The following is a 24,485-nucleotide window of genomic DNA, read 5'->3' as shown; positions in this document are numbered from 1 at the left end:
TTTCCCCCCCCCCCCCGCCCCCGGCAAAAACCGCCCGGGGGCCCGCGGGCGCGTTTTCATTTATAGTTTTACAAGCATCCCCTGCGAGGAGGCGCTACATGGGCGTAACCAACAGGTTAGCCTGCTATTCCGATCCTGCTGACCACTATTCTCACCGCGTGCGCCTTGTGCTGGCCGAGAAAGGTGTCAGCGTGCAGGTCATCGATGTCGACCCCAGCCGGGTGCCGCCCAAGCTGGCCGAGGTCAACCCGTATGGCAGCGTGCCAACCCTGGTCGACCGTGACCTGGTGTTGTATGAGTCGACCGTGGTAATGGAGTACCTGGAGGAGCGTTACCCGCACCCGCCGCTGATGCCGGTGTACCCGGTTGCACGTGGCAACAGCCGTTTGCTGATGCACCGCATCCAGCGCGACTGGTGCAGCCTGGCTGACCAGGTACTGGGCCCTCGCAGCAGCGAGCCAGCCCGGGCCAATGCGCGCAAGGCGCTGCGCGAGAGCCTGACCGGGGTGTCGCCGTTGTTCGGTGAGTTCGCCTGCTTCATGAGTGAGGAGCAAAGCCTGGTCGATTGCTGTCTATTGCCCATACTCTGGCGCTTGCCGATCATGGGTATCGAATTGCCGCGGCAAGCCAAGCCGCTGTTGGATTACATGGAGCGTCAGTTTGCCCGGGAGCCGTTCCTGGCCAGCCTGTCCTCTGTTGAACGTGAAATGCGCAAGCTTTAAGGAGCTGTTGATGAACTCCAGTCGCCCCTATCTGGTTCGAGCACTGTACGAGTGGATCGTCGACAACGATTGCACGCCCCATATGCTGGTCAACGCCGAGTACCCGAAGGTGCAGGTGCCGGATGGCTTTGCCACCGATGGCCAGATTGTCCTGAACATTTCCCCAAGCGCGGTGCGCAGTTTGCACATGGACAACGACGCGGTCAGCTTCGAGGGCCGCTTTGGCGGCGTGCCTCATTCGCTGTTCGTGCCTATTGCTGCAGTGCTGGGTATCTACGCACGCGAGAATGGCCAGGGCATGGTCTTCGAGTTGGAGTCGCCTCTGGAGGAGGAAGCGCTTGAAGACGACGCTGCGCAACCGGATGACGATGGGCCGCCAGAAGGTGGCGGTCAGCCTCCGCGCCCCAGTGGCCGGCCCAGCTTGAAAGTGGTCAAGTAATAAAAAAGGCGATCCGTAAGGATCGCCTTTTTTTCACGGTGTCTGGCACAGGCGCCAAGAAACCCAGCCTAATCAGTCGATATATTCGAACAGCTTGACGATTTTCTGCACGCCCGACACGCCCTGCACCACGGCGGTAGCCGAATTGGCCTCCTGTTGGGTTACCAGGCCCAGCAGGTACACGATGCCATTTTCGGTAATCACCTTGATGCGCGAGCTTGGCACGCCGGAGTCTGCCAGCATCTGGGTCTTGATCTTGGTGGTCAGCCAGGCGTCGTTATTGCGCGCCAGGATGGAGGAGGGCTGCATCACTTGCAGCTCGTTATGCACCTTCTTCACCCGCTGGACCTGGCTGGCGGTCTGTTCCGCCAGGGCCTTGAGGTCGGCCCGTGGGGTTTGGCCAGCCAGCAGGACGATACCGTTGTAGCTGCTGACAACGATGTGCGAGCCCTTGTCCAGGTCTGGGCTGGCCTTGGCGATGTTGACCGATGCCTTGGTCTCGATCAGCGAGTCATCGATCTTGCTACCGATGGTACGGGTACCGCGATCATCCTCGATCGGCGAGTTACGGGTTGAGTTGAGCACCGAACTGCAACCGGTGACACTCAGGCACAGGGTCAGGGCCAAAAGGCCGACGCGCATAGGGGTCATTCTTCACTCCCGAACAGTTGGCTGTCGATCAGATCGCACAGGCAGTGGATCGCCAGCAGGTGGACTTCCTGGATGCGAGCGGTAACCGTCGAGGGTACACGGATCTCGACGTCTTCGGGCAGCAGCAGCGAGGCCATGCCTCCGCCGTCGCGGCCTGTCAGTGCTACGACAATCATTTCGCGATCGTGTGCGGCCTGGATAGCCTGGATCACGTTGGCAGAATTGCCGCTGGTGGAGATCGCCAGCAGCACATCCCCGGGTTGCCCCAGGGCGCGAATCTGCTTGGAAAAGACCTCGTTGTAACTGTAGTCGTTGGCAATCGAGGTCAGGGTGGAGCTGTCAGTGGTCAGGGCGATGGCCGGCAGGCTGGGGCGCTCGCGCTCGAAGCGGTTGAGCAGCTCCGAAGAGAAATGCTGCGCGTCGCCGGCCGAGCCGCCATTGCCGCATGCGAGCATCTTGCCCTCGTTCAGCAGTGCGTTGACCATGACCAGGCTGGCGTGCTCGATATGCGGTGCCAGGATGTCCATTGCCTGTTGCTTGGTGTCGATGCTGGCCTGGAACAGCCGGCGAATTCGGGATTGCATGTCCATCTGGTGACCTTAAGTGGGGCGGTGGCCGGCGCGGCGCGCAACGGTGACCAGCCCGCGAAACATAGAGCAAAAAAAATGAAGTGGGTTCAGCATTCGAAGGCGTTTTTCAGCCATTGAAGCGGCCTGCCAGCATGCTGGCTGCCTTGCAGGGCGACCACATCGAAGCGGCAGGGGTGGTCGCCCCAAAGGGGTTGCTGGTGCAGGAACACACGGGCGGCAAGCACCACTCTGTTCTGCTTGCGCCGATCAATGCTGCCGAGGGCGCCACCAAAGCCCGCATGCAAGCGGTAGCGGACTTCGACGAATACTACTGTATCGGCGTCGAGCATGACCAGATCAAGCTCGCCGCCTTTGCATCGCCAGTTGCGAGCCAGCAGTTGCAGGCCCTGCCCTTGAAGGTGTTCAAGGGCCTGGGTTTCTGCAGCCTGCCCGGCGCATGTGGGCGACGCCGTTGCCATTAGCGGGCAGTGTCGGGCAGGCGCTTGACCTGGCCGCCGGCAAACTCGGCCCACGGCAGCTGACGCTCGACACGCTGGCTGGCATTCATGCTCAGGCTACCCGACAGCCCCTGGATGCGGTTGTCTGGCAGTGCCTTGAGTTGGCCCAGGCGGGGCGCCAGGCTGTAGGCATCCACCCCCATGGCATACAGGCGGCCAAGGCTGCCAGCAGCTTGTGGCCATTGCTGCACTACCTGCTGACGCAGGCTGTTGCTCGTGTCCAGCAGCCACGGGGTTTCGCAGAAGCGGATGCCGTTCATGTCGTTGTACTGGTTCACGTCACCGCTGGCGCTGTAGAGGTTCGAGGTGGCGTACACCGGTACATCGCCCGCGTACTGGAAGTTGAGTGTGGGCTTGATCTGCTGGGCCTGTTGCGGCGTGGAGGCCAGGAAGATGAAGTCGATGTCCTGGCGGCGCGAGGGCTGCGCGGCGATGTTGCCACCCACGGTGCTCTGCAGGCTCTTGGCCCGGCCTTCGCTTTGGCGCAGCTGGAACAGGTCGGCAATCTGCTGGGCAAGGGCTACCGGTTGCGCGATGCGCTCTGCGGCAAGCAGGGTGCCGCCGTTCGCTTCCCAGTCCTTGCGGAAGGCGGCGAGTACGCGATCACCCCATTCGCCACTGGGCACCAGTGCCACGGCGCGCACCATGCCGTCGGCGCGTGCCCGGCGTGACACTTCGCGCGCTTCGTCTTCGGCCGCCAGGCCGAACTGGAAGAGTTGCGGCGGTGCGGTCTGGCCGGCGTCTGCGTAGTTGAGTGCCAGGGTGGTGACAGGCAGCTGCGGCTTGGCCGCCAACTGCTTGACCAGGGTTTTTTCCAGCGGGCCGATCACCAACTGCACGCCATCGGCCTGGGCCTGGCGGTAGAAGTCGTCCAGCGAGCCGATACGCGAGCTGTCCACTACCTGCACGGCTGGGGTTGGCTGGCCGGATTGCTGGGCTTGCAAGTGGGCGGCCATGAAGCCATCGCGCAGTGCGCGTGCCACACCGGCCAGCGGACCTTCCTGAGGCAGCAGCAAGGCGATCTTGGTCAGTGGCTGGCTGGCCAATGCCTTGAGCTTGGTCAGGGCAGATGGCAGCTGTTGGGCGGCGGGGTGGTCCGGGTGCTGCTTCACCCAGGCGTCGATGGCTGCCTGCTGTTGCTCCAGGGTGCCGGCGCTTTTCACCGCCAGCGCAAGGCTGGCCCAACCGTTCAGTACCGGATCGGTACCAGGCTGTTGCAGTTGCTCGGCCGGCAGTGCGGCGACCAGCGCCCAGATGGCGTCGTTGTTGGCGCTGGCAGCGGCGCCGCTGAGCAGCGGTGCCAACAGCACACGCTGCTGTGCGGCAGGCAGTGCCTGGCCGTCGGCTTCGAGGGCGGCAGCGTGCACACTGTAGGTGCGGACCTGCTGCTCGGCCGGCAGCTCAGCGGTGTGCTGCAGGCTGGGGTGAGCCAGGGCTGCGAGGGCCGCCTTGGGTTGGTTGCGGCTCATCGCCAGTTCCGCCGCCAGGGTGCTGGCGAACACTTGCTGTGCCGGCTTGAGCGTATCTACGGGGACTTGTTCGAGGATGCGTGCGGCGCGTGGGAAGTCTTTTTGCTTGTAAGCCAGGTCTGCTGCGCTCAGGCGCAGCAGGGCAGCGTCCTCGGCAGATTTGCTGGAAGCGGCCTTCTCGAGCAATTGCTCGATGCTGGCGTCCGGGGTGCGTGGCAGCTCGCCGAGGCTGGATGAGGGCGAGCTGGCGCAGGCTGCAAGCAGAGCAGCAAGACAGAGGGCTGTGAGCAGCCGCAGGCAAGCGATCATGTAATAGTCCTGTTACTCGATCAAGTTGGCCGGCAATTGTACCCAAGCACTGGCCGGGGCGCGATGTCGCCGTGTTGATCCTTCACTATAGGTGGCCTTGCGCAGACTGAAAGCGAACTTCTTTGCGCCCTGTTGCGGGTGCTCGGGCTACAATGGCGCCTTTGATCCAGATGACAGGTGCGTGCAGTGACTGATGTGGCAGGGGCTTCCAAAACCGCAATGGGGACGCTTTACGTCGTGGCCACCCCTATCGGCAACCTTGACGACATGAGCGCCAGGGCGCTGAAGGTGCTGGCGGACGTGGCCCTGATTGCAGCCGAAGACACGCGTCACTCCATCCGCCTGCTCCAGCATTTTGGTATAGAAACACCCTTGGCTGCGTGCCATGAGCACAACGAGCGTGATGAAGGGGGGCGCTTTCTCACCCGTCTGCTGGCAGGGGATGACGTGGCGCTGGTGTCAGATGCCGGCACGCCGCTGATATCCGACCCGGGTTACCACCTGGTGCGTCAGGCGCGCCAGGCCGGGGTCAGGGTGGTGCCGGTGCCAGGCGCCTGCGCGTTGATCGCCGCGCTGTCGGCCGCGGGCCTGCCATCGGACCGCTTCATTTTCGAGGGCTTTCTGCCCGCCAAGGCGGCAGGGCGCCGCGCCCGTCTTGAGCAGGTCAAAGAGGAGCCGCGCACGCTGATCTTCTACGAGGCCCCGCATCGCATTCTGGAATGCCTGGAAGACATGCAGTCGGTATTGGGCGGTGAACGCCCTGCGGTTCTGGCCCGTGAACTGACCAAGACCTTCGAAACCCTGAAGGGGGTACCCTTGGCGGAACTGCATGCCTTCGTGGCGAGTGACAGCAACCAGCAGCGTGGCGAGTGCGTGGTGTTGGTGGGCGGCTGGTCGGCGCCGGAAGGTGAGCAGGCCATCAGTACCGAAGCGCAACGGGTGCTGGACCTGCTGCTGGCTGAGTTACCGCTCAAGCGGGCAGCAGCGCTGGCTGCTGACATAACCGGCGTGCGCAAGAACCTGCTGTATCAACTGGCCCTGGAAAAACAGAAAGCTAAATAGTGGCAATTTGATATATGTGCCGGTATCGCTTGTTCTTGAAGGCGACTACCGTTACTCTTTGCGGCGGAGAGTCGATCGGACAGTCGCTGCCTGTTTAAGTTCCGCAGTTCTGCTGCGCTACTGCAGGGGGAGGAAAGTCCGGGCTCCGCAGGGCAGAGTGCCAGGTAACGCCTGGGAGGCGCGAGCCTACGGAAAGTGCCACAGAAAATAACCGCCTAAGCGCTTCGGCGCCGGTAAGGGTGAAAAGGTGCGGTAAGAGCGCACCGCACGTCTGGCAACAGTTCGTGGCTAGGTAAACCCCACTCGGAGCAAGACCAAATAGGGTTCCATCAGGCGTGGCCCGCGTCGGAACCGGGTAGGTTGCTAGAGGCGTCCAGTGATGGCCGTCGTAGAGGAATGACTGTCCTCGACAAAACCCGGCTTACAGATCGACTCTCCATCTTTTCTCCCTGCTTGAATCGATAGCAGATCCCCGCTGGTAATGCCGAAAAAATCTTACTCTTCATAAATCACTTTAAGTTCCAGCGCCAGGTGCTTGGGTGGGTTTGATTTTTCTCGTCTTTTTATATCCCCGGTATTCCTTCCCCCTTCTTTTATTGCGCTAAATCTCGGTCCTGTAAGGCTTTTCCTTCCGAACGTGCCTTGACGGTGCTGCGGACGGATTCCTATAGTGTGCGCAAGTGGCAGAAAGTGGGATGAAGTGGGTTTTCTGGCACAAAAACGCTACCATTGTGGGGAATCGCAGCCGTGTTCCGCGGAGCCAACGCCGTCAGCCTCGATGCAAAGGGCCGTCTCGCCATGCCGAGCCGGTACCGTGACGAGCTCGATTCGCGCTGCAATGGCCAGCTCATCGTGACCATTGACGCTGTTGACCCCTGCTTGTGTGTCTATCCGCTCGACGAGTGGGAACAAATAGAAGCCAAGTTGCGTGCCTTGCCGTCGCTTCGTGAAGAAAACCGCCGCCTGCAGCGTTTGCTGATCGGCAATGCGGTTGACCTGGAGCTCGATGGCAGTGGCCGTTTCCTGGTGCCGCCCCGCCTGCGGGAGTACGCCAAGCTGGACAAGAAGGCGATGCTGGTGGGGCAACTGAACAAATTCCAGCTGTGGGATGAAGATGCCTGGAACGCGGTTTCGGCAGCCGACCTTGCAGCTATTCAACAACCGGGCGCCATGCCCGACGAACTGCGTGACCTGATCCTGTGACCATAGATAGCGGCTTCAACCACATCACCGTCCTGCTCGACGAAGCTGTCGAGGCATTGGCCTTGCGCGCCGACGGTTGCTATCTGGACGGTACCTTCGGCCGCGGCGGCCACAGTCGATTGATCCTGAGCCGGCTCGGGCCGCAGGGGCGGCTGCTGGGGTTCGACAAAGATCCACAGGCGATTGCCACGGGGCAAGCGCTGGCGGCCGAAGACGGCCGCTTTGTCATTGTGCAGCGCAGCTTTGCCGAGCTGGGTGCAGAGGTTGCCGAGCGCGGGTTGCACGGCAAGGTCAGTGGTGTGCTGCTGGACCTGGGGGTGTCGTCGCCGCAGCTGGACGACCCGGAGCGCGGTTTCAGCTTCCTCAATGATGGCCCCCTGGACATGCGCATGAACCCGGGCCAGGGCATCAGCGCCGCCGAGTTCATCGCCACCGCACCTGCAGAAGAAATTGCCCGCGTATTCAAGGAATACGGTGAAGAGCGCTTTGCCGGCCGCATGGCACGTGCTGTGGTCGAGCGCCGTGAAACCCAGCCGTTCACCCGCACTGCCGACCTGGCAGAAGTGCTCAAGGTGGCCAACCCGGCCTGGGAGAAGGGCAAGAACCCGGCGACCCGGGCTTTCCAGGGCCTGCGCATCCACGTCAACAATGAGCTGGGCGACCTGGAGGCCGGCCTGGAAGCCGCGCTTGACGCCCTGGAAGTCGGCGGCCGCCTGGCTGTCATCAGCTTCCACTCGCTGGAAGACCGCATCGTCAAACTGTTCATGCGCAAGCTGGTCAAGGGCGAGGCGGACAACCTGCCGCGTAACCTCCCTGTGCAGCACAAGGTGTTCGAGCCCAAGGTCAGGCTTATCGGCAAGGCCCAGTTCGCCTCGGAAGCCGAGCTCAAGGCCAACCCACGGTCGCGCAGTGCGGTAATGCGTGTGGCGGAGAAACTGCGGTGAGCAAGCTGTTCGCCAAGCCCCTGCCAGGCGGAAGCTTCCTGATGCTCCTGCTGTTCGTCGGCGTGCTGATTTCGGCCATCGCCGTATCGTACAGCGCGCACTGGAACCGCCAGTTGCTCAATACCCTCTACGGCGAGCTGAATGACCGCGACAAGGCCCAGGCCGAGTGGGGCCGGCTTATCCTCGAACAGAGCACCTGGACCGCTTCCAGCCGCATCGAGAACCTGGCGTCCGAGCAATTGAAGATGCGCGTGCCTGCCGCTGACGAAGTGCGGATGGTGACGCCATGATGAAGCTCGAAGGCGCACTGTACCCATGGCGGTTTCGCGTGGTCATCGGCCTGCTGGCACTGATGGTGGGCGCCATCTGCTGGCGCATCGTCGATCTGCAGGTGGTGGACCGTGACTTCCTCAAGGGCCAGGGCGATGCCCGCAGCCTGCGTCATATTCCCATCCCGGCACACCGCGGCCTGATCACCGACCGCAATGGTGAGCCTCTGGCCGTGAGTACGCCGGTCACCACCTTGTGGGCCAACCCTAAGGAAATGCAGGCCTCGCGCGACCGCTGGCCGCAACTGGCTGCTGCCTTGGGGCAGAACGCGCAGCAGTTGACCGAGCGCCTGACCCAGCAGGCCAGCAAAGAATTCATCTACCTGGTACGTGGCCTGACCCCGGAGCAGGGCCAGCATGTGCTGGACCTGAAGGTGCCGGGTGTGTACGGGCTGGAAGAATTCCGTCGCTTCTACCCGGCCGGCGATGTGACCGCGCACATGGTTGGCTTCACCGACCTGGACGACCATGGCCGCGAAGGGGTCGAACTGGCCTACGACGAGTGGCTGGCGGGCGTGCCGGGCAAGCGACAAGTGATCAAGGACCGGCGTGGCCGGCTGATCAAGGACATCCAGGTTACCAAGAACGCCAAGGCCGGGAAGACCTTGGCGTTGTCGATAGACCTGCGCCTGCAATACCTGGCCACCCGTGAGCTGCGCAACGCCATCGCCGAACAGGACGCCAAGGCCGGCAGCCTGGTGATCATGGACGTCAAGACTGGCGAAGTGCTGGCCATGGTCAACCAGCCCACCTACAACCCCAACAACCGTCGCAGCATGTTCCCGGCAGCCATGCGCAACCGGGCGATCATCGACGTGTTCGAGCCAGGTTCCACGGTCAAGCCGATCTCCATGAGCGCCGCCTTGCAGAGCGGCCGCTGGAAGCCCACCGACAAGGTCGAGGTCTACCCGGGCAGCCTGCAGATCGGCCGCTACACCATCAAGGACGTGTCCAAGAGCGAGGGCCCGATCCTCGACCTGACCGGCATCCTGATCAACTCCAGTAACGTGGGCATGAGCAAGATCGCCTTCGACATCGGCGGCGAAGCCATTTACCGGGTGATGTCCCAGGTGGGCCTGGGCCAGTACACAGGCCTGGGCTTCCCGGGTGAACGGGTGGGTAACCTGCCTAACCACCGTGAATGGCGCAAGGCCGAAACGGCCACCTTGTCCTATGGCTATGGCGTATCGGTGACTGCCCTGCAACTGGTGCATGCCTACGCGGCGCTGGCCAACGACGGCAAGATGGTGCCGCTGTCGATCCTCAAGGTCGACAAGGCGCCTGAAGCCGTGCAGGCCATCCCCAAGGAAACCGCTGAAACCGTGCAGGGCATGTTGCAGCAGGTGATTGAAGCACCGCGCGGCGTGTTCCGTGCCCAGGTGCCGTTCTATCACGTGGCTGGCAAGTCGGGTACGGCGCGTAAGGCCACGGTCGGCTCCAAGGGCTACACCGAGAACGCCTACCGTTCGTTGTTCGCAGGTTTCGGCCCCATGAGCGACCCACGCTACGCCATCGTCGTGGTGATCGACGAACCAGGCAAGGGCGGTTACTTCGGTGGCCTGGTATCGGCACCGGTCTTCAGCAAGGTCATGTCCGGCACCCTACGGCTGATGAACGTACCGCCAGACAACCTGCCTCCACCGGCACCGGCCGAGCAATCGCAAGTCAATGCAGCCGCCGCCAAGGGAGGGCGTGGATAATGACGATGCCACTGAGCAAACTGTTTGCCCACGCCAGCCGTGACCCGCTGATTCGCGAGTTGACCCTGGACAGCCGCCAGGTGCGCCCTGGCGACCTGTTCCTGGCCGTGCCGGGTGCCAAGATCGATGGGCGCGGTCACATTGCCGATGCCCTTGCCCGTGGCGCCGCGGCTGTGGCCTACGAAGAGCAGGGCGCCAATGTGTTGCCCCTGACCGACGTACCGCTGATTCCGGTAAAGGGCCTGGTCGCTCAGTTGTCGGACATTGCTGGCCGCTTCTATGGCGACCCCGGCCGCCAGCTGAATCTGTTGGGCGTGACCGGTACCAATGGCAAGACCAGCGTTACCCAACTGGTTGCCCAGGCACTGGATGCGTTGGGCCAGCGTTGCGGTCTGATCGGCACGCTGGGTACCGGCTTCTATGGCGAGCTGCAGAGCGGGCGGCTGACCACACCCGACCCCATCGCCGTGCAGGCCACCCTCTACGACCTCAAGAAGCAAGGCGCCAAGGCCGTCGCCATGGAAGTCTCTTCCCATGCCCTGGAGCAGGGGCGTGTGGCTGCTCTCGACTTCGACATTGCGGTGATGACCAACCTGTCCCGCGATCACCTGGATTACCACGGCAGCATGCAGGCCTATGAAGCGGCCAAGGCCAAGCTGTTCGCTTGGCCCAGCTTGCGCTGCCAAGTGGTCAACCTGGATGACGGGTTCGGCCAGCGCCTGGCAGGCGCCTATGCCAGGCGCCCTGTCGGTGATCATATCGAGACCCGGCTGATCAGTTATAGCCTGGAAAACCCGGACGCCACGCTGTTCTGCCGCGAGGCCGTGTTCACCGATGAGGGCGTGTGCGCCACCCTGGTCACGGCGCAGGGCGAGCGCACGCTGCGCAGCCAACTGCTGGGCCGTTTCAACCTGAGCAACATGCTGGCCGCCGTCGCCAGCCTGCTGGCGCTGGACTACACGCTGGACGAAGTCCTCAAGGTCACCCCGCAACTGCAAGGGCCGGTAGGCCGCATGCAGCGCCTGGGGGGCGGTAGCAAACCGCTGGTGGTGGTGGACTATGCACACACACCCGATGCCCTGGACAAAGTGCTGGAAGCACTGCGCCCGCATGCGCACGGCCAGCTGCTGTGCCTGTTTGGCTGCGGCGGCGATCGCGACCGCGGCAAGCGCCCGCTGATGGCCGAAGTGGCCGAGCGCCTGGCCGACCGGGTGCTGGTCACCGATGACAACCCGCGCAGCGAAGACCCACAACGCATCTTCGACGACATCCGCCCGGGCTTTTCCGCGCCAGATGCGGTGGCCTTCGTCTCTGGCCGCGGCGCAGCCATTGCCCAACTGATCGCCGGTGCTGCCGCCGACGATGTGATCGTGCTGGCCGGCAAGGGGCACGAGGATTACCAGGAGATCAATGGCGAACGTCACGCCTTCTCCGATTTGATCGAAGCCGACAAGGCACTCGCAGCCTGGGAGGCACCACATGCTTGAGCCCATGACCCTCAGCCAGCTGACGGGCGCACTTGGCGGTCGCCTGAGCGGTGCCGACGCGCGCTTCGATGGCGTGAGCATCGACAGCCGCAGCGTGGGTGCCGGGCAGCTGTTCGTTGCCCTGGCCGGCCCGCGTTTCGATGGCCATGACTACCTGGCCGATGTGCAGGCCAAGGGCGCTGTTGCGGCATTGGTCGAGCGCGAAGTGGCAGACGTCGACCTGCCGCAACTGGTGGTCGCCGACTGCCGTGTGGCCCTGGGCCAGCTTGGCGCGCTGAACCGTGCCCGGTTCCATAACCCGGTGGTGGCCATTACCGGTTCCAGTGGCAAGACCACGGTGAAGGAAATGCTCGCCAGCATCCTGCGCACCCGCGGCCTGGTGCATGCCACCCGTGGCAACCTGAACAACGACCTGGGTGCGCCGCTGACCCTGCTTGAAATCGCGCCCGAGCACAGCGCGGCAGTGATCGAGCTGGGCGCCTCGCGCATTGGCGAAATCCGCTACACCGTCGGCCTGACCAAACCGCAGGTGGTCATCATCAACAACGCCGGTACCGCCCATGTGGGCGAGTTCGGCGGCCCGGAAAAGATCGTCGAGGCCAAAGGCGAGATCCTGGAAGGCCTGGGTGAAGGTGGCATTGCCATCCTCAACCTGGCCGACAAGGCGTTCGATATCTGGCGCAAGCGTGCCGGTAGCCACCGCGTCATCAGCTTCGCCCTGGATAACCCCGGGGCCGACTTCCATGCCAGCAACCTTGGCCGGGATGTACGTGGCTGCCCGGCCTTCACCCTGCATGGCGCTGGCGGTGAAGTCACCGTGCAACTGAACCTGCTGGGCGTGCACAACGTTAGCAACGCACTGGCTGCCGCTGCCGCTGCCCACGCCGTGGGCGTGAGCCTGAGCGGTATCGCCGCGGGCCTGGCTGCCGTGCAGCCGGTCAAGGGCCGTACCGTGGCGCAGATCGCGCCGGGTGGGGCCTGTGTTATCGACGACAGCTACAACGCAAATCCCACCTCCATGTGCGCGGCCATTGATATACTCGCCGCCTTTTCCGGGCGTACCGTCCTGGTGCTTGGAGATATCGGCGAACTGGGGCAGTGGGCAGAGGAAGGCCACCGTCAGGTGGGTGACTATGCCCGCGGCAAAGTCGACGCCCTTTACGCAGTGGGTGCCAACATGGCCCACGCGGTACAGGCATTCGGCGCACATGGCCGCCATTTCGCGACGCAAGCTGAACTCATCGACGCTGTCAGTGCCGAGAGCGTCAGCGACACCACCATATTGATAAAAGGCTCGCGCAGCGCTGCGATGGAAAACGTCGTGGCTGGACTGTGCGGTGCCAGCGGGGAGAAACATTAATGCTGCTGCTGTTGGCCGAGTATCTGCAACAGTTCCACAAGGGCTTCGCGGTCTTCCAGTACCTGTCCCTGCGCGGGATTCTGGGTGTACTGACCGCGTTGTCGATGGCGCTGTGGCTGGGGCCGTGGATGATCCGTACCCTGCAAATCCGTCAGATCGGGCAGGCCGTGCGCAACGACGGGCCGCAATCACACCTGTCCAAGTCCGGCACCCCGACCATGGGCGGTGCGCTGATCCTTTCCGCCATCGCCGTCAGCACGCTGCTGTGGGCTGACCTTACCAACCGTTACGTGTGGGTGGTGCTGATCGTCACCCTGGCTTTCGGTGCCATCGGCTGGGTGGACGACTACCGCAAGGTCATCGAGAAAAACTCCCGTGGGCTGCCCAGCCGCTGGAAGTACTTCTGGCAGTCGGTGTTCGGCCTGGCTGCAGCGGTATTCCTGTACAAGACCGCGCCAACCAGTGTTGAAACCACGCTGATACTGCCGTTCATCAAGGACGTCACCATCCCGCTGGGCATCGGCTTTGTGGTGCTGACCTATTTCGTCATCGTCGGCTCCAGCAACGCCGTCAACCTCACCGACGGCCTCGATGGCCTGGCGATCATGCCGACGGTGATGGTGGGGGGTGCGCTGGGCATTTTCTGCTACCTGTCGGGCAACGTGAAGTTCGCCGAATACCTGCTGATCCCGTATGTGCCGGGGTCGGGCGAGTTGATCGTGTTCTGTGGTGCGCTGATCGGTGCCGGTCTGGGCTTCCTGTGGTTCAACACTTACCCGGCGCAGGTCTTCATGGGCGACGTGGGCGCGCTCGCGCTGGGCGCGGCACTGGGCACCATTGCCGTCATTGTCCGCCAGGAAATCGTGCTGTTCATCATGGGCGGCGTGTTCGTGATGGAAACCCTGTCGGTGGTGATCCAGGTGGCGTCGTTCAAGCTCACCGGCAAGCGCGTGTTCCGCATGGCGCCGATACACCACCACTTTGAACTCAAGGGCTGGCCGGAGCCACGGGTGATTGTCCGCTTCTGGATCATCACCGTGATTCTGGTGCTGGTTGGCCTTGCAACCCTGAAACTGAGGTAGACGAGCGTGTCACTGATCGCTTCCGACCAATTCCGCATCGTTGTCGGCCTCGGCAAGAGCGGCATGTCCCTGGTTCGCTTCCTGGCGAGCCGGGGCATCGCCTTTGCGGTCGCCGACACCCGCGAGCAACCGCCGGAACTGGACACCCTGCGCCGTGACTACCCGCAGGTGGAAGTACGCTGTGGCGAACTGGACGTCGACTTCCTGTGCCGCGCCAGCGAACTGTATGTAAGCCCTGGCCTGGCCCTGGCCACCCCGGCGCTGCAACAGGCGGCGGCACGGGGGGTGAAGCTTTCCGGCGACATCGAGCTGTTTGCCCGCAATGCCAAGGCACCGATCATCGCCATCAGCGGCTCCAACGCCAAGAGCACCGTCACCACACTGGTGGGCGAGATGGCGGCCAAGGCCGGCAAGCGCGTGGCGGTGGGCGGTAACCTCGGCACGCCGGCGCTGGACCTGCTGGCCGATGACGTCGAGCTGTATGTGATGGAGCTGTCCAGCTTCCAGCTGGAAACCACCGACCAGCTCAATGCCGAAGTGGCCACGGTGCTGAACATCAGCGAAGACCACATGGACCGCTACAGCGGGCTGCCGGCCTATCACCTGGCCAAGCACCGCATTTTCCGTGGGGCGCGCCAGGTGGTGGTCAACCGCCAGGATGCACTCAGCCGGCCACTGCCGGTCGAAGGCCGCCCGTGCTGGACATTTGGCCTGAACCAACCGGACTTCAAGGCCTTCGGCCTGCGCGAAGTGGATGGCGAGAAATACCTGGCGTTCGAGTTCCAGAACCTGATGCCGGTGCGCGAGCTGAAGATTCGTGGCGCCCACAACCAGAGCAACGCCCTGGCTGCCCTGGCCTTGGGGCACGCGGCCGGGCTTGCCTTCGCGCCCATGCTGGAGGCCCTGCGCGCATTCGGTGGCTTGGCCCACCGTTGCCAGTGGGTGCGCGAGCGCAATGGCGTGAACTGGTATGACGATTCCAAGGCGACCAACGTTGGGGCAGCCCTGGCTGCCATCGAAGGTTTGGGCGCCGACATTGAGGGCAAGCTGGTGCTGATCGCCGGGGGGGATGGCAAAGGTGCCGAGTTCACGGCGTTGCGTGAGCCGGTCAAGCGTTTCTGCCGCGCGGTAGTGCTGCTGGGCCGTGACGCCGAGCGCCTGGCCGACGCACTGGGCGACGACGTGCCGCTGGTGCGCGTCGGCACCCTGGAAGATGCCGTGCGCCAATGCGCCGAGCTGGCCCAGCGGGGGGACGCCGTGCTGCTGTCGCCGGCCTGCGCCAGCCTCGACATGTTCAGGAATTTCGAAGAACGCGGGCGCCTGTTTGCCCAGGCCGCGGAGGCACTCGCATGATCTTCGGTATCCTCAAGCCTTACCCGTCGCCACTCATCAGTGGCCGTGGCATCGACCTGGACTTCGCGCTGCTGGCAGGTTGCCTGGCCTTGCTGGGCCTTGGCCTGGTGATGATCACCTCGGCTTCGTCGGAAGTGGCTGCCGTGCAGTCGGGTAATCCGCTGTACCACATGTACCGCCACCTGGTGTACGTGTTCCTCGGCCTGGTCGCCTGCGGCGCGACCATGATGGTGCCGATCGCCACTTGGCAGCGTATGGGCTTCATGATGCTGCTGGGCGCCTTTGGTCTGCTGGTGCTGGTGCTGGTGCCCGGCATTGGCCGCGAGGTGAACGGCTCGATGCGCTGGATCGGCTTCAGTTTCTTCAACGTGCAGCCGTCTGAAATCGCCAAGGTATTCGTGGTCATCTACCTCGCCGGTTACCTGGTGCGGCGCCAGACCGAGGTGCGCGAAAGCTGGATGGGCTTCTTCAAGCCGTTCATCGTGCTGCTGCCCATGGCCGGCCTGTTGCTGATGGAGCCGGATTTCGGCGCCACCGTGGTCATGATGGGTGCGGCAGCTGCCATGCTGTTCCTCGGCGGGGTGGGGCTGTTCCGCTTCAGCCTGATGGTGGTGCTGGCGGTGGTGGCGGTGTTCGTGCTGGTACAGGCGCAGCCCTATCGAATGGCGCGGCTGATCACCTTCACCGACCCCTGGTCCGACCAGTTTGGCTCGGGTTACCAGCTTACCCAGGCGCTGATTGCCTTCGGCCGTGGCGAGTGGCTGGGCGTGGGCCTGGGCAACAGTGTGCAGAAGCAGTTCTACCTGCCTGAAGCCCACACTGACTTCGTGTTCTCGGTGCTGGCAGAAGAGCTGGGCGTGGTCGGCTCGCTGGTCACCATCGCGCTGTTCGTATTTGTCACCGTGCGTGCCCTTTACATCGGTTTGTGGGCCGAGAAAGCCAAACAGTTCTTTGCTGCCTACATCGCATTCGGCCTGGCCTTCCTGTGGATTGGCCAGTTCCTGATCAACATCGGCGTGAACGTCGGCCTGTTGCCGACCAAGGGCCTGACCCTGCCGTTCCTCAGTTATGGCGGTAGTTCCCTGGTGATCTGCTGCGCCTGCGTGGGCCTGTTGCTGCGCATCGAGTGGGAAAGCCGCACGCACCTGGGTAGCGAGGAACATGAATTCAGCGAGAGCGATTTTGCCGAGGAGCTCAATCATGGCCGCTGACGGCAAGAACGTATTGATCATGGCGGGCGGCACCGGGGGCCACGTGTTCCCGGCCCTGGCTTGCGCACGTGAGTTCCAGGCCCGCGGGTATGCCGTGCACTGGCTGGGTACCCCGCGTGGCATCGAGAACGAACTGGTGCCTCAGGCAGGTCTGCCGTTGCACCGCATCGAGGTCAGCGGTTTGCGCGGCAAGGGCAAGCTGTCCTTGCTGAAGGCGCCGCTGATGCTGATCAAGTCGGTCCTGCAGGCCCGGCGTGTTATCCGTCAGCTCAAGCCGGTCTGCGTGCTGGGCTTCGGCGGCTACGTCACCGGCCCAGGCGGTGTGGCGGCCAAGCTGTGCGGTGTGCCGCTGGTCATCCACGAGCAAAACGCCCGGGCCGGTACCGCCAACCGCCTGCTGGCACCGCTGTCGGCGCGGGTGTGCGAGGCGTTCCCGAATACATTCGACGCCAGCGACAAGCGCCGTACCACCGGTAACCCGGTGCGCCCCGAGCTGTTCATGGACGCACAGCGCACGCCGCTGGCTGCGCGCCCGGCACGCCTGCTGGTACTCGGCGGTAGCCTGGGTGCGGAACCATTGAACAAATTGTTGCCTAAGGCGCTGTCCGAAGTGCCTGCGGCCGTCAGGCCAGAGGTGTTCCATCAGGCCGGCAAGCAGCATGCGCCGGTCACCGCCGAGCGGTATCGCGAGGCTGGCATAGAGGCTCAGGTAGAGCCCTTCATCAAGGACATGGCCCATGCCTACGGCTGGGCTGATCTGGTGGTGTGCCGGGCCGGCGCCCTGACTGTCAGCGAGCTGGCGGCAGCGGGCCTGCCTTCGATGCTGGTGCCCTTGCCCCATGCCATCGACGACCACCAGACCCATAACGCCCAATATCTGGCCCGTGAAGGCGCTGCCTTCCTGATGCCACAAGCGACAACTGGCGCAGCGCAGCTCGCTGAACGCCTGAACGAGGTGCTGATGCAACCCGAGAAACTCACTGTCATGGCTGGCACTGCAAGACGCCTGGCCAAACCTGCTGCAACCAGCACCGTAGTGGACATCTGCCTGGAGGTGGCCCATGGTTGAGAGCCAGAAAGCCATGCCCCAGCCGAAAATGGGCCGTATCCGTCGCATTCACTTCGTCGGCATTGGCGGGGTGGGCATGTGCGGCATCGCCGAGGTGCTGCTGAACCTTGGCTATGAAGTGTCCGGTTCCGACCTGAAGGCTTCGCCTGTCACCGAGCGCCTGGAATCGTTCGGCGCCCAGATCTTCGTCGGCCACCGCGCCGAGAACGCGGCCACCGCCGATGTGCTGGTGGTGTCGAGCGCGATCAACCCTGCCAACCCGGAAGTGGCCACCGCGCTGGAGCGCCGTATTCCGGTGGTACCCCGCGCCGAGATGCTGGCCGAACTGATGCGTTACCGCCATGGTGTGGCCGTTGCCGGCACCCACGGCAAGACCACCACCACCAGCCTGCTGGCATCGGTGTTCGCCGCAGGCGGCCTGGACCCTACATTCGTCATCGGTGGCCGCCTGACTGCAGCCGGCACCAACGCCCAGCTGGGCACCAGCCGCTACCTGATCGCCGAAGCCGACGAGAGCGACGCCAGCTTCCTGCACCTGCAACCGATGGTTGCCGTGGTCACCAACATCGACGCCGACCACATGGCCACCTACGAAGGTGACTTCAACAAGCTGAAGAAAACCTTCGTCGAATTCCTGCACAACCTGCCGTTCTACGGCCTGGCCGTGATGTGCCTGGACGACCCGGTAGTGCGCGAGATCCTGCCGCAGGTCAAGCGCCCGACGGTTACCTACGGCTTCAGCGAAGAGGCCGACATCCGCGCCATCAACGTGCGCCAGCAGGGCATGCAAACCCACTTCACCGTGCTGCGCCGCGACTGCGAGCCGCTGGAAGTGTCGGTGAACATGCCGGGCAACCACAACGTGCTGAACGCCCTGGCCACCATCGCCATCGCCACCGACGAAGGCATTGCCGACGACGCCATCATCCAGGGCCTGTCCGGCTTCCAGGGTGTCGGCCGGCGCTTCCAGGTGTATGGCGAACTGCCGGTAGACGGTGGCAGCGTGATGCTGGTGGACGACTACGGCCATCACCCTACCGAAGTGGCTGCTGTGATCAAGGCGGTACGCGGTGGCTGGCCCAGCCGCCGCCTGGTGATCGTGTATCAGCCGCACCGCTACAGCCGTACCCGTGACCTGTACGACGATTTCGTCCAGGTGCTGGGCGATGCCAACGTGCTGCTGTTGATGGAGGTGTACCCGGCCGGTGAAGAGCCGATCCCGGGCGCCGACAGCCGCCAGCTGTGCCACAGCATCCGCCAGCGCGGCAAGCTGGACCCGATCTACATCGAACGTGGCGCCGAGCTGGCGCCGCTGGTCAAGCCCTTGCTGCGTGCCGGCGACATCCTGATTTGCCAGGGGGCCGGCGACGTCGGCGGCCTGGCCCCGCAATTGATGAAAAGCCCGCTGTTCGATGGCGCCAAGCAGGAGAAGTCGAAATGACCAGCGCCTACGACACGTTGCACTCCACCCTGGACGTCAAGGCGTTCGGCCGCGTCGCGGTACTGTACGGCGGCAAGAGCGCCGAACGCGAAGTGTCGCTGAAGTCCGGGGCTGCCGTGATCAGCGCGCTGACGGCAGCGGGTGTTGACGTGGTTGCCATCGATGTGGGCGACGACCTGCTCACCCGCCTGCAAAGCGAGAAGGTCGACCGTGCGTTCATCATCCTTCATGGCCGCGGCGGCGAAGACGGCAGCATGCAGGGCTTACTGGAGTGTCTGGGCATCCCTTACACCGGCAGTGGCATCCTCGCGTCGGCGCTGGCCATGGACAAGCTGCGCACCAAGCAGGTGTGGCAGAGCCTGGGCATCCCCACGCCCCGCCATGCGGTGTTGGCAAGCGAAAGCGATTGTTTGCGTGCCAGCACGGAACTGGGCTTCCCGCTCATCGTCAAACCTGCCCATGAAGGCTCCAGCATCGGCATGGCCAAGGTGAACAGCGAGCAGGAACTGGTCGCCGCCTGGCAAGACGCCGCCAACTACGATTCCCAGGTACTCGTTGAACAGTGGATTCACGGCCCGGAGTTCACCATTGCGGTACTGCGCGGGCAGGTGCTGCCGCCAATCGCCCTGGGTACCCCGCACGTGTTCTACGACTACGACGCCAAGTACATCGCCAACGACACCCAGTACCGCATTCCCTGCGGGCTGGACAGTGTCAAGGAACAGGAACTGATCGACCTGACCGCCCGTGCTTGTGATGCCATCGGCATCGAAGGTTGGGGCCGGCTGGACGTGATGCAGGACGAGCAGGGCCGGTTCTGGCTGCTCGAAGTCAACACCGCACCCGGCATGACTGATCATAGCCTGGTGCCCATGGCGGCCCGCGCGGCCGGCCTGGACTTCCAGCAACTGGTGCTGGCGATCCTGGCCGACAGCATGGCGACGCGAGGTTAACCATCATGCAAGGCGCGATGATACGTCAGCAGCAACCCGTTACCGGCCGTAGCAAGCCGGTGCCGCGTGGTGCCAGCCGGCTGGTGGCCGACGAGCCCGTATCGGCGCGCCTGCCGCGGCCTAGCCTGGGCGGCCTCAAGCGCCTGCTGTGGCCGGTGCTGCTGGTAGCCGCAGGTTTTGGTGCGTACGAGGGCGCGGTGCGGCTGATGCCTTATGCCGACCGGCCCATCACCAAGATCGACGTGCAGGGCGACCTGACCTACATCAGCCAGCAGTCCGTGCAGCAGCGCATCGCCCCCTACGTGGCGGCCAGCTTCTTCACCGTCGACCTGCCGGCGATGCGTACCGAGCTTGAGCAGATGCCCTGGATCGCCCACGCCGAAGTTCGCCGTGTATGGCCGGACGAGGTCGTGATCCGCCTCGAAGAACAACTGCCGGTAGCGCGCTGGGGTGATGAAGCCTTGCTCAACAACCAGGGCCAGGCGTTCACCCCGCGCGAGCTGGCCAACTACGAGCACCTGCCGCAGCTGGCCGGGCCGCAGCGCGCACAGCAACAAGTCATGCAGCAGTATCAGGTACTGAGCCAGATGCTGCGCCCCCTGGGCTTTTCCATCGCGCGCCTGGAGCTGCGCGAGCGGGGCAGCTGGTTCCTGACCACGGGTGCGAGCAGCGCCGGGCCAGGCATCGAGTTGCTGCTGGGGCGCGACCATCTGGTAGAGAAAATGCGCCGTTTCATTGCCATTTACGACAAGACGCTTAAAGAGCAGATCGCCAACATCGCCCGCATCGATCTGCGATACGCCAACGGGCTTGCCGTTGGCTGGCGGGAACCGATTGCACCGACGACGGCCCAACCCGCCGTTGCGAAGAATTAGAGAGAGGCAGGACCATGGCAAACGCGCATAGCGGCAAAATGATCGTCGGGCTGGACATTGGCACCTCCAAGGTGGTGGCGCTGGTGGGTGAGGTGGGCGAGGACGGCACCCTGGAAATCGTCGGGATCGGCACCCATCCGTCCCGGGGCCTGAAAAAAGGCGTGGTGGTGAACATCGAGTCCACCGTGCAGTCGATCCAGCGTGCCGTTGAAGAAGCGCAGCTGATGGCCGGTTGCCGCATTCACTCGGCATTCGTTGGCGTAGCCGGTAACCACATCCGCAGCCTCAACTCCCACGGTATCGTCGCCATTCGCGACCGTGAGGTCAGCCTGGCCGACCTGGAGCGGGTACTGGATGCGGCCCAGGCCGTCGCCATCCCGGCAGACCAGCGTGTGCTGCACACCCTGCCGCAGGACTATGTGATCGACAACCAGGAAGGTGTGCGCGAGCCGCTGGGCATGTCGGGCGTACGCCTGGAGGCCAAGGTTCACGTGGTGACCTGCGCCGTCAACGCTGCCCAGAACATCGAAAAGTGCGTGCGCCGCTGCGGCCTGGAAATCGACGACATCATCCTCGAGCAACTGGCCTCGGCCTACTCGGTGCTGACCGATGACGAGAAAGAGCTGGGCGTATGCCTGGTGGACATCGGTGGGGGTACCACCGACATCGCCATCTTCACCGAAGGCGCCATCCGCCACACGGCGGTGATCCCGATTGCCGGCGACCAGGTGACCAATGACATTGCCATGGCCCTGCGCACGCCCACCCAGTACGCCGAGGAAATCAAGATCCGTTACGCCTGTGCACTGGCCAAGCTGGCCGGCGCTGGCGAAACCATCAAGGTGCCAAGCGTGGGCGACCGTCCGCCGCGCGAACTGTCGCGCCAGGCCCTGGCCGAAGTGGTGGAGCCGCGTTACGACGAGCTCTTCACGCTGATCCAGGCCGAACTGCGCCGCAGCGGCTACGAGGACCTGGTGCCCGCGGGCATCGTCCTCACCGGCGGTACTGCAAAAATGGAAGGCGCCGTTGAACTGGCCGAAGAAATCTTCCACATGCCGGTACGCCTGGGCGTACCGCACAGCGTTCGGGGGCTGAGCGACGTGGTGCGCAACCCGATCTATTCCACCGGTGTGGGCTTGCTTACCTACGGCCTGCAAAAGCAGACCGAAGACCTGCCTTTGACCGGCAACAGCAGCAACAACAGCTATGGCGATGAACCGAAGGCCCCGGTGCTTGAGCGCTTCAAGCGGTGGGTTCAAGGCAACTTCTAAGTTTCAAAGCAGTAGTGGTAGGCGCGACAACTAGAGAACTGTAAGGAGAGGGAAAATGTTCGAGCTCGTAGACAACGTCCCGCAAAGCCCGGTCATCAAGGTGATCGGTGTAGGTGGTGGTGGCGGCAACGCCGTCAACCACATGGTCAAGAGCAGCATTGAAGGCGTGGAATTCATCTGCGCCAACACCGATGCTCAAGCCCTGAAAAACATCGGTGCACGCACCATCCTGCAATTGGGCACTGGCGTGACCAAGGGCCTGGGTGCAGGTGCCAATCCGGAAGTCGGTCGCCAGGCCGCGCTGGAAGACCGTGAGCGCATCGCCGAAGTGCTGCAAGGCACCAACATGGTGTTCATCACCACTGGCATGGGCGGCGGTACCGGTACCGGTGCAGCACCGATCATTGCCGAAGTGGCCAAGGAAATGGGCATCCTCACCGTTGCGGTGGTGACGCGTCCGTTCCCGTTCGAAGGCCGCAAGCGCATGCAGATCGCCGACGAAGGCATCCGCATGCTGGCTGAAAGCGTCGACTCGTTGATCACCATCCCCAACGAGAAGCTGCTAACCATCCTGGGCAAGGATGCAAGCCTGCTGTCTGCCTTCGCCAAGGCGGATGACGTGCTGGCTGGCGCCGTGCGCGGTATCTCCGACATCATCAAGCGCCCTGGCATGATCAACGTCGACTTTGCCGACGTGCGCACCGTGATGGGCGAGATGGGCATGGCCATGATGGGCACCGGCTGCGCCAGTGGCCCGAACCGTGCTCGCGAGGCCACCGAGGCGGCCATCCGCAACCCGCTGCTTGAAGACGTCAATCTGCAGGGCGCCCGTGGCATCCTGGTGAACATCACCGCAGGCCCTGACCTGTCGCTGGGTGAATACTCCGATGTGGGTAGCATCATCGAAGCCTTCGCCTCCGACCACGCCATGGTCAAGGTGGGTACCGTGATCGACCCGGACATGCGCGACGAGCTGCACGTCACCGTTGTGGCCACTGGCCTGGGTGCGCGTATCGAGAAGCCGGTCAAGGTCGTCGACAACACCCTGCAAACTGCCCAGCAGGCCTACGAGGCATCCAACCCGGCCCCGGTGCGCCAGGAGCAGCCAGCGGTCAACTACCGTGACCTGGAGCGCCCGACCGTAATGCGTAACCAGGCCCACGCCGGTGCCGCCGCAGCCGCCAAGCTGAACCCTCAGGACGACCTGGATTACCTTGATATTCCGGCATTCCTGCGTCGCCAGGCTGATTAATGAAATTTATCAGGGGTATAAGGGTGATTGGTATTCATCAAAGGTTGGGTCTGTTATCATCCCCAGCCTTTGTTGATACCTGTTCGCAATTTGCGCTGAAGCGGCCAATGCCATGATTAAACAACGCACCCTGAAGAATACCATCCGTGCCACAGGTGTCGGTCTGCACTCCGGGGAGAAGGTCTACCTGACCCTCAAGCCTGCACCTGTTGACACCGGCATCGTCTTCCGCCGCGCCGACCTGGACCCAGTGGTCGAGATCCCTGCGCGTGCGGCCAACGTCGGCGAAACAACCATGTCGACGACGCTGGTCAACGGTGACGTCAAGGTCGATACGGTCGAGCACTTGCTCTCCGCCATGGCGGGTTTGGGCATCGATAACGCCTACGTCGAGCTCTCCGCCTCGGAAGTGCCGATCATGGATGGCAGCGCCGGACCTTTTGTATTCCTGATTCAGTCTGCCGGCCTGGAAGAGCAGGACGCAGCCAAGAAGTTCATCCGCATCCTGCGTGAGGTAACCGTGGAAGAGGGCGACAAGCGCGCCACGTTCCTGCCTTTCGAAGGTTTCAAGGTGAGCTTCGAGATCGACTTCGATCACCCGGTGCTTCGCAACCGGACCCAGAGCGCCAGCGTCGACTTTTCCAGCACGTCGTTCGTGAAGGAAGTGAGCCGCGCCCGCACCTTCGGCTTCATGCGTGACATCGAATACCTGCGCAAGCACAACCTTGCGTTGGGTGGTAGCGTCGAGAACGCCATCGTGGTCGACGAGGAAGGTGTACTGAACGAAGACGGCCTTCGCTACGAAGACGAATTCGTGAAGCACAAGATCCTCGATGCCATTGGCGACCTCTACCTGCTGGGCAACAGCCTGATCGGCGAGTTCAAGGGCTTCAAGTCCGGGCACGCGCTGAACAACCAGCTGCTGCGCAAGTTGATTGCTGAAACTGATGCTTGGGAAGTGGTTACGTTCGAAGATGCCAGTACGGCACCGATCTCCTACATGCGCCCTGTTGCGGCTGTGTAAGTTCGAACATTCTCTAGTTCATTAAGGCCACCTTCGGGTGGCCTTTTTTATGGTTCAGCTACCTACTCAAACTCTCCTCAATCAGCCTACTCCAGTCCCATCTCACCCCGTCCCGCTACGCCCTTCTTTTTGCTTTTGCTTTTGCTGTTGCCCCCCGGTGTCAGGGTAGTTGTCGTGTCCCCCGCTTTTTGA

The 24,485-nt window shown here is 63.3% G+C and carries 23 protein-coding genes and 1 other RNA gene; 20 read left to right on the top strand and 4 right to left on the bottom strand.

The features are described from left to right. Nucleotides 1-98: 98 nt before the first annotated feature. Both IAE33_RS22360 and IAE33_RS22355 read left to right on the top strand, forming a co-directional pair. Nucleotides 99-722, top strand: coding sequence for a glutathione S-transferase N-terminal domain-containing protein (locus IAE33_RS22360; protein ID WP_028635196.1), 624 nt, complete (start codon nt 99-101; stop codon nt 720-722). Nucleotides 723-732: 10 nt separating this feature from the next. After that, a complete protein-coding gene (locus IAE33_RS22355) occupies nt 733-1,161 on the top strand; it encodes a ClpXP protease specificity-enhancing factor (protein WP_201165250.1) in 429 nt (142 codons plus the stop codon). A gap of 72 nt (nt 1,162-1,233) precedes the next feature. Here IAE33_RS22355 and IAE33_RS22350 read toward each other — a convergent pair whose 3' ends face one another. From IAE33_RS22350 to IAE33_RS22335, 4 genes are all read right to left on the bottom strand, one after another. Further along, nucleotides 1,234-1,812, bottom strand: a complete 579-nt coding sequence (locus tag IAE33_RS22350) for a BON domain-containing protein (protein WP_028635194.1) — start codon at nt 1,810-1,812, stop codon at nt 1,234-1,236. Continuing rightward, a complete protein-coding gene (locus IAE33_RS22345; protein ID WP_028635193.1) occupies nt 1,809-2,402 on the bottom strand; it encodes a phosphoheptose isomerase in 594 nt (197 codons plus the stop codon). Before IAE33_RS22345 ends, IAE33_RS22350 begins: the two co-directional genes overlap by 4 nt. A gap of 86 nt (nt 2,403-2,488) precedes the next feature. After that, entirely contained in the window at nt 2,489-2,860 is a 372-nt protein-coding gene (locus IAE33_RS22340; RefSeq protein ID WP_201165248.1) for a YraN family protein, read from the bottom strand. Beyond that, entirely contained in the window at nt 2,860-4,677 is a 1,818-nt protein-coding gene (locus tag IAE33_RS22335; RefSeq protein ID WP_201165246.1) for a penicillin-binding protein activator, read from the bottom strand. Before IAE33_RS22335 ends, IAE33_RS22340 begins: the two co-directional genes overlap by 1 nt. Nucleotides 4,678-4,896: 219 nt before the next feature. On the opposite strand from IAE33_RS22335, the gene rsmI reads away from it, so the two are divergent. From rsmI to lpxC, 18 genes are all read left to right on the top strand, one after another. Beyond that, nucleotides 4,897-5,739: a 16S rRNA (cytidine(1402)-2'-O)-methyltransferase gene (gene rsmI / locus IAE33_RS22330; protein ID WP_201165254.1), complete on the top strand. Its 843-nt coding sequence runs from the start codon at nt 4,897-4,899 to the stop codon at nt 5,737-5,739. A 67-nt stretch (nt 5,740-5,806) separates the two neighbouring features. Beyond that, an RNA gene (rnpB, locus tag IAE33_RS22325) (RNase P RNA component class A) lies at nt 5,807-6,179 on the top strand. Between the two features lie 307 nt (nt 6,180-6,486). Continuing rightward, nucleotides 6,487-6,942, top strand: coding sequence for a division/cell wall cluster transcriptional repressor MraZ (mraZ, locus tag IAE33_RS22320; RefSeq protein WP_004575120.1), 456 nt, complete (start codon nt 6,487-6,489; stop codon nt 6,940-6,942). Beyond that, nucleotides 6,939-7,886 carry a 16S rRNA (cytosine(1402)-N(4))-methyltransferase RsmH gene (gene rsmH, locus IAE33_RS22315; protein WP_442967400.1) on the top strand — a complete coding sequence of 316 codons (948 nt, stop codon included), beginning with the start codon at nt 6,939-6,941 and terminating at the stop codon, nt 7,884-7,886. The genes mraZ and rsmH overlap by 4 nt, the downstream gene beginning before the upstream one ends. Then, the gene (gene ftsL / locus IAE33_RS22310) at nt 7,883-8,176 is read left to right on the top strand and encodes a cell division protein FtsL (RefSeq protein ID WP_028635188.1); all 294 of its coding nucleotides are present in this window, start codon (nt 7,883-7,885) and stop codon (nt 8,174-8,176) included. The genes rsmH and ftsL overlap by 4 nt, the downstream gene beginning before the upstream one ends. Beyond that, the gene (locus IAE33_RS22305) at nt 8,176-9,915 is read left to right on the top strand and encodes a peptidoglycan D,D-transpeptidase FtsI family protein (protein ID WP_161629597.1); all 1,740 of its coding nucleotides are present in this window, start codon (nt 8,176-8,178) and stop codon (nt 9,913-9,915) included. The genes ftsL and IAE33_RS22305 overlap by 1 nt, the downstream gene beginning before the upstream one ends. Then, nucleotides 9,915-11,402 (top strand): UDP-N-acetylmuramoyl-L-alanyl-D-glutamate--2,6-diaminopimelate ligase, encoded by a 1,488-nt coding sequence (locus tag IAE33_RS22300; protein ID WP_201165244.1) that lies wholly within the window; start codon nt 9,915-9,917, stop codon nt 11,400-11,402. The genes IAE33_RS22305 and IAE33_RS22300 overlap by 1 nt, the downstream gene beginning before the upstream one ends. Next, on the top strand, nt 11,395-12,762 hold the full coding sequence (locus IAE33_RS22295) for a UDP-N-acetylmuramoyl-tripeptide--D-alanyl-D-alanine ligase (RefSeq protein ID WP_201165242.1): 1,368 nt from the start codon (nt 11,395-11,397) through the stop codon (nt 12,760-12,762). Before IAE33_RS22300 ends, IAE33_RS22295 begins: the two co-directional genes overlap by 8 nt. Next, nucleotides 12,762-13,844 (top strand): phospho-N-acetylmuramoyl-pentapeptide-transferase, encoded by a 1,083-nt coding sequence (gene mraY, locus IAE33_RS22290; RefSeq protein WP_028635184.1) that lies wholly within the window; start codon nt 12,762-12,764, stop codon nt 13,842-13,844. Before IAE33_RS22295 ends, mraY begins: the two co-directional genes overlap by 1 nt. A 6-nt stretch (nt 13,845-13,850) precedes the next feature. Continuing rightward, complete coding sequence (gene murD, locus IAE33_RS22285) at nt 13,851-15,197, top strand: UDP-N-acetylmuramoyl-L-alanine--D-glutamate ligase (protein ID WP_201165240.1); 1,347 nt, start codon at nt 13,851-13,853, stop codon at nt 15,195-15,197. Continuing rightward, nucleotides 15,194-16,408, top strand: a complete 1,215-nt coding sequence (gene ftsW, locus IAE33_RS22280) for a putative lipid II flippase FtsW (protein WP_236407187.1) — start codon at nt 15,194-15,196, stop codon at nt 16,406-16,408. The genes murD and ftsW overlap by 4 nt, the downstream gene beginning before the upstream one ends. Further along, on the top strand, nt 16,398-17,477 hold the full coding sequence (gene murG / locus IAE33_RS22275; protein ID WP_201165239.1) for an undecaprenyldiphospho-muramoylpentapeptide beta-N-acetylglucosaminyltransferase: 1,080 nt from the start codon (nt 16,398-16,400) through the stop codon (nt 17,475-17,477). The genes ftsW and murG overlap by 11 nt, the downstream gene beginning before the upstream one ends. Then, nucleotides 17,470-18,918: a UDP-N-acetylmuramate--L-alanine ligase gene (murC, locus tag IAE33_RS22270; protein WP_201165238.1), complete on the top strand. Its 1,449-nt coding sequence runs from the start codon at nt 17,470-17,472 to the stop codon at nt 18,916-18,918. Before murG ends, murC begins: the two co-directional genes overlap by 8 nt. Further along, complete coding sequence (locus IAE33_RS22265; RefSeq protein WP_028635179.1) at nt 18,915-19,871, top strand: D-alanine--D-alanine ligase; 957 nt, start codon at nt 18,915-18,917, stop codon at nt 19,869-19,871. The genes murC and IAE33_RS22265 overlap by 4 nt, the downstream gene beginning before the upstream one ends. Before the next feature lie 5 nt (nt 19,872-19,876). Then, nucleotides 19,877-20,746, top strand: a complete 870-nt coding sequence (locus IAE33_RS22260; RefSeq protein WP_028635178.1) for a cell division protein FtsQ/DivIB — start codon at nt 19,877-19,879, stop codon at nt 20,744-20,746. Nucleotides 20,747-20,760: 14 nt separating this feature from the next. After that, the gene (gene ftsA / locus IAE33_RS22255; RefSeq protein WP_015271706.1) at nt 20,761-22,017 is read left to right on the top strand and encodes a cell division protein FtsA; all 1,257 of its coding nucleotides are present in this window, start codon (nt 20,761-20,763) and stop codon (nt 22,015-22,017) included. 55 nt (nt 22,018-22,072) lie between these two features. Beyond that, nucleotides 22,073-23,269: a cell division protein FtsZ gene (gene ftsZ / locus IAE33_RS22250; RefSeq protein ID WP_003251871.1), complete on the top strand. Its 1,197-nt coding sequence runs from the start codon at nt 22,073-22,075 to the stop codon at nt 23,267-23,269. Nucleotides 23,270-23,381: 112 nt separating this feature from the next. After that, nucleotides 23,382-24,293, top strand: a complete 912-nt coding sequence (lpxC, locus tag IAE33_RS22245; RefSeq protein WP_028635177.1) for a UDP-3-O-acyl-N-acetylglucosamine deacetylase — start codon at nt 23,382-23,384, stop codon at nt 24,291-24,293. The last annotated feature ends 192 nt before the right edge of the window (nt 24,294-24,485 follow it).

Origin of the sequence: Pseudomonas sp. S60, from assembly GCF_016647865.1 — a bacterium.
GTDB classification, from domain to species: Bacteria; Pseudomonadota; Gammaproteobacteria; order Pseudomonadales; family Pseudomonadaceae; genus Aquipseudomonas; species Aquipseudomonas parafulva.
The sequence above is the reverse complement of the archived record's forward strand: the minus strand, read 5'-3'. Positions and strand labels throughout refer to the sequence as shown.

Bases quoted from the DNA above. Each gene is read 5' to 3' on its own strand.
- IAE33_RS22360 (WP_028635196.1), top strand. From the start codon at position 99: ATGGGCGTAACCAACAGGTTAGCCTGCTATTCCGATCCTGCTGACCAC.
- IAE33_RS22355 (WP_201165250.1), top strand. From the start codon at position 733: ATGAACTCCAGTCGCCCCTATCTGGTTCGAGCACTGTACGAGTGGATC.
- IAE33_RS22350 (WP_028635194.1), bottom strand. From the start codon at position 1,812: ATGACCCCTATGCGCGTCGGCCTTTTGGCCCTGACCCTGTGCCTGAGT.
- IAE33_RS22345 (WP_028635193.1), bottom strand. From the start codon at position 2,402: ATGGACATGCAATCCCGAATTCGCCGGCTGTTCCAGGCCAGCATCGAC.
- IAE33_RS22340 (WP_201165248.1), bottom strand. From the start codon at position 2,860: ATGGCAACGGCGTCGCCCACATGCGCCGGGCAGGCTGCAGAAACCCAG.
- IAE33_RS22335 (WP_201165246.1), bottom strand. From the start codon at position 4,677: ATGATCGCTTGCCTGCGGCTGCTCACAGCCCTCTGTCTTGCTGCTCTG.
- rsmI (WP_201165254.1), top strand. From the start codon at position 4,897: ATGGGGACGCTTTACGTCGTGGCCACCCCTATCGGCAACCTTGACGAC.
- IAE33_RS22305 (WP_161629597.1), top strand. From the start codon at position 8,176: ATGAAGCTCGAAGGCGCACTGTACCCATGGCGGTTTCGCGTGGTCATC.
- IAE33_RS22300 (WP_201165244.1), top strand. From the start codon at position 9,915: ATGACGATGCCACTGAGCAAACTGTTTGCCCACGCCAGCCGTGACCCG.
- IAE33_RS22295 (WP_201165242.1), top strand. From the start codon at position 11,395: ATGCTTGAGCCCATGACCCTCAGCCAGCTGACGGGCGCACTTGGCGGT.
- mraY (WP_028635184.1), top strand. From the start codon at position 12,762: ATGCTGCTGCTGTTGGCCGAGTATCTGCAACAGTTCCACAAGGGCTTC.
- ftsW (WP_236407187.1), top strand. From the start codon at position 15,194: ATGATCTTCGGTATCCTCAAGCCTTACCCGTCGCCACTCATCAGTGGC.
- murG (WP_201165239.1), top strand. From the start codon at position 16,398: ATGGCCGCTGACGGCAAGAACGTATTGATCATGGCGGGCGGCACCGGG.
- murC (WP_201165238.1), top strand. From the start codon at position 17,470: ATGGTTGAGAGCCAGAAAGCCATGCCCCAGCCGAAAATGGGCCGTATC.
- IAE33_RS22265 (WP_028635179.1), top strand. From the start codon at position 18,915: ATGACCAGCGCCTACGACACGTTGCACTCCACCCTGGACGTCAAGGCG.
- IAE33_RS22260 (WP_028635178.1), top strand. From the start codon at position 19,877: ATGCAAGGCGCGATGATACGTCAGCAGCAACCCGTTACCGGCCGTAGC.
- ftsA (WP_015271706.1), top strand. From the start codon at position 20,761: ATGGCAAACGCGCATAGCGGCAAAATGATCGTCGGGCTGGACATTGGC.
- ftsZ (WP_003251871.1), top strand. From the start codon at position 22,073: ATGTTCGAGCTCGTAGACAACGTCCCGCAAAGCCCGGTCATCAAGGTG.
- lpxC (WP_028635177.1), top strand. From the start codon at position 23,382: ATGATTAAACAACGCACCCTGAAGAATACCATCCGTGCCACAGGTGTC.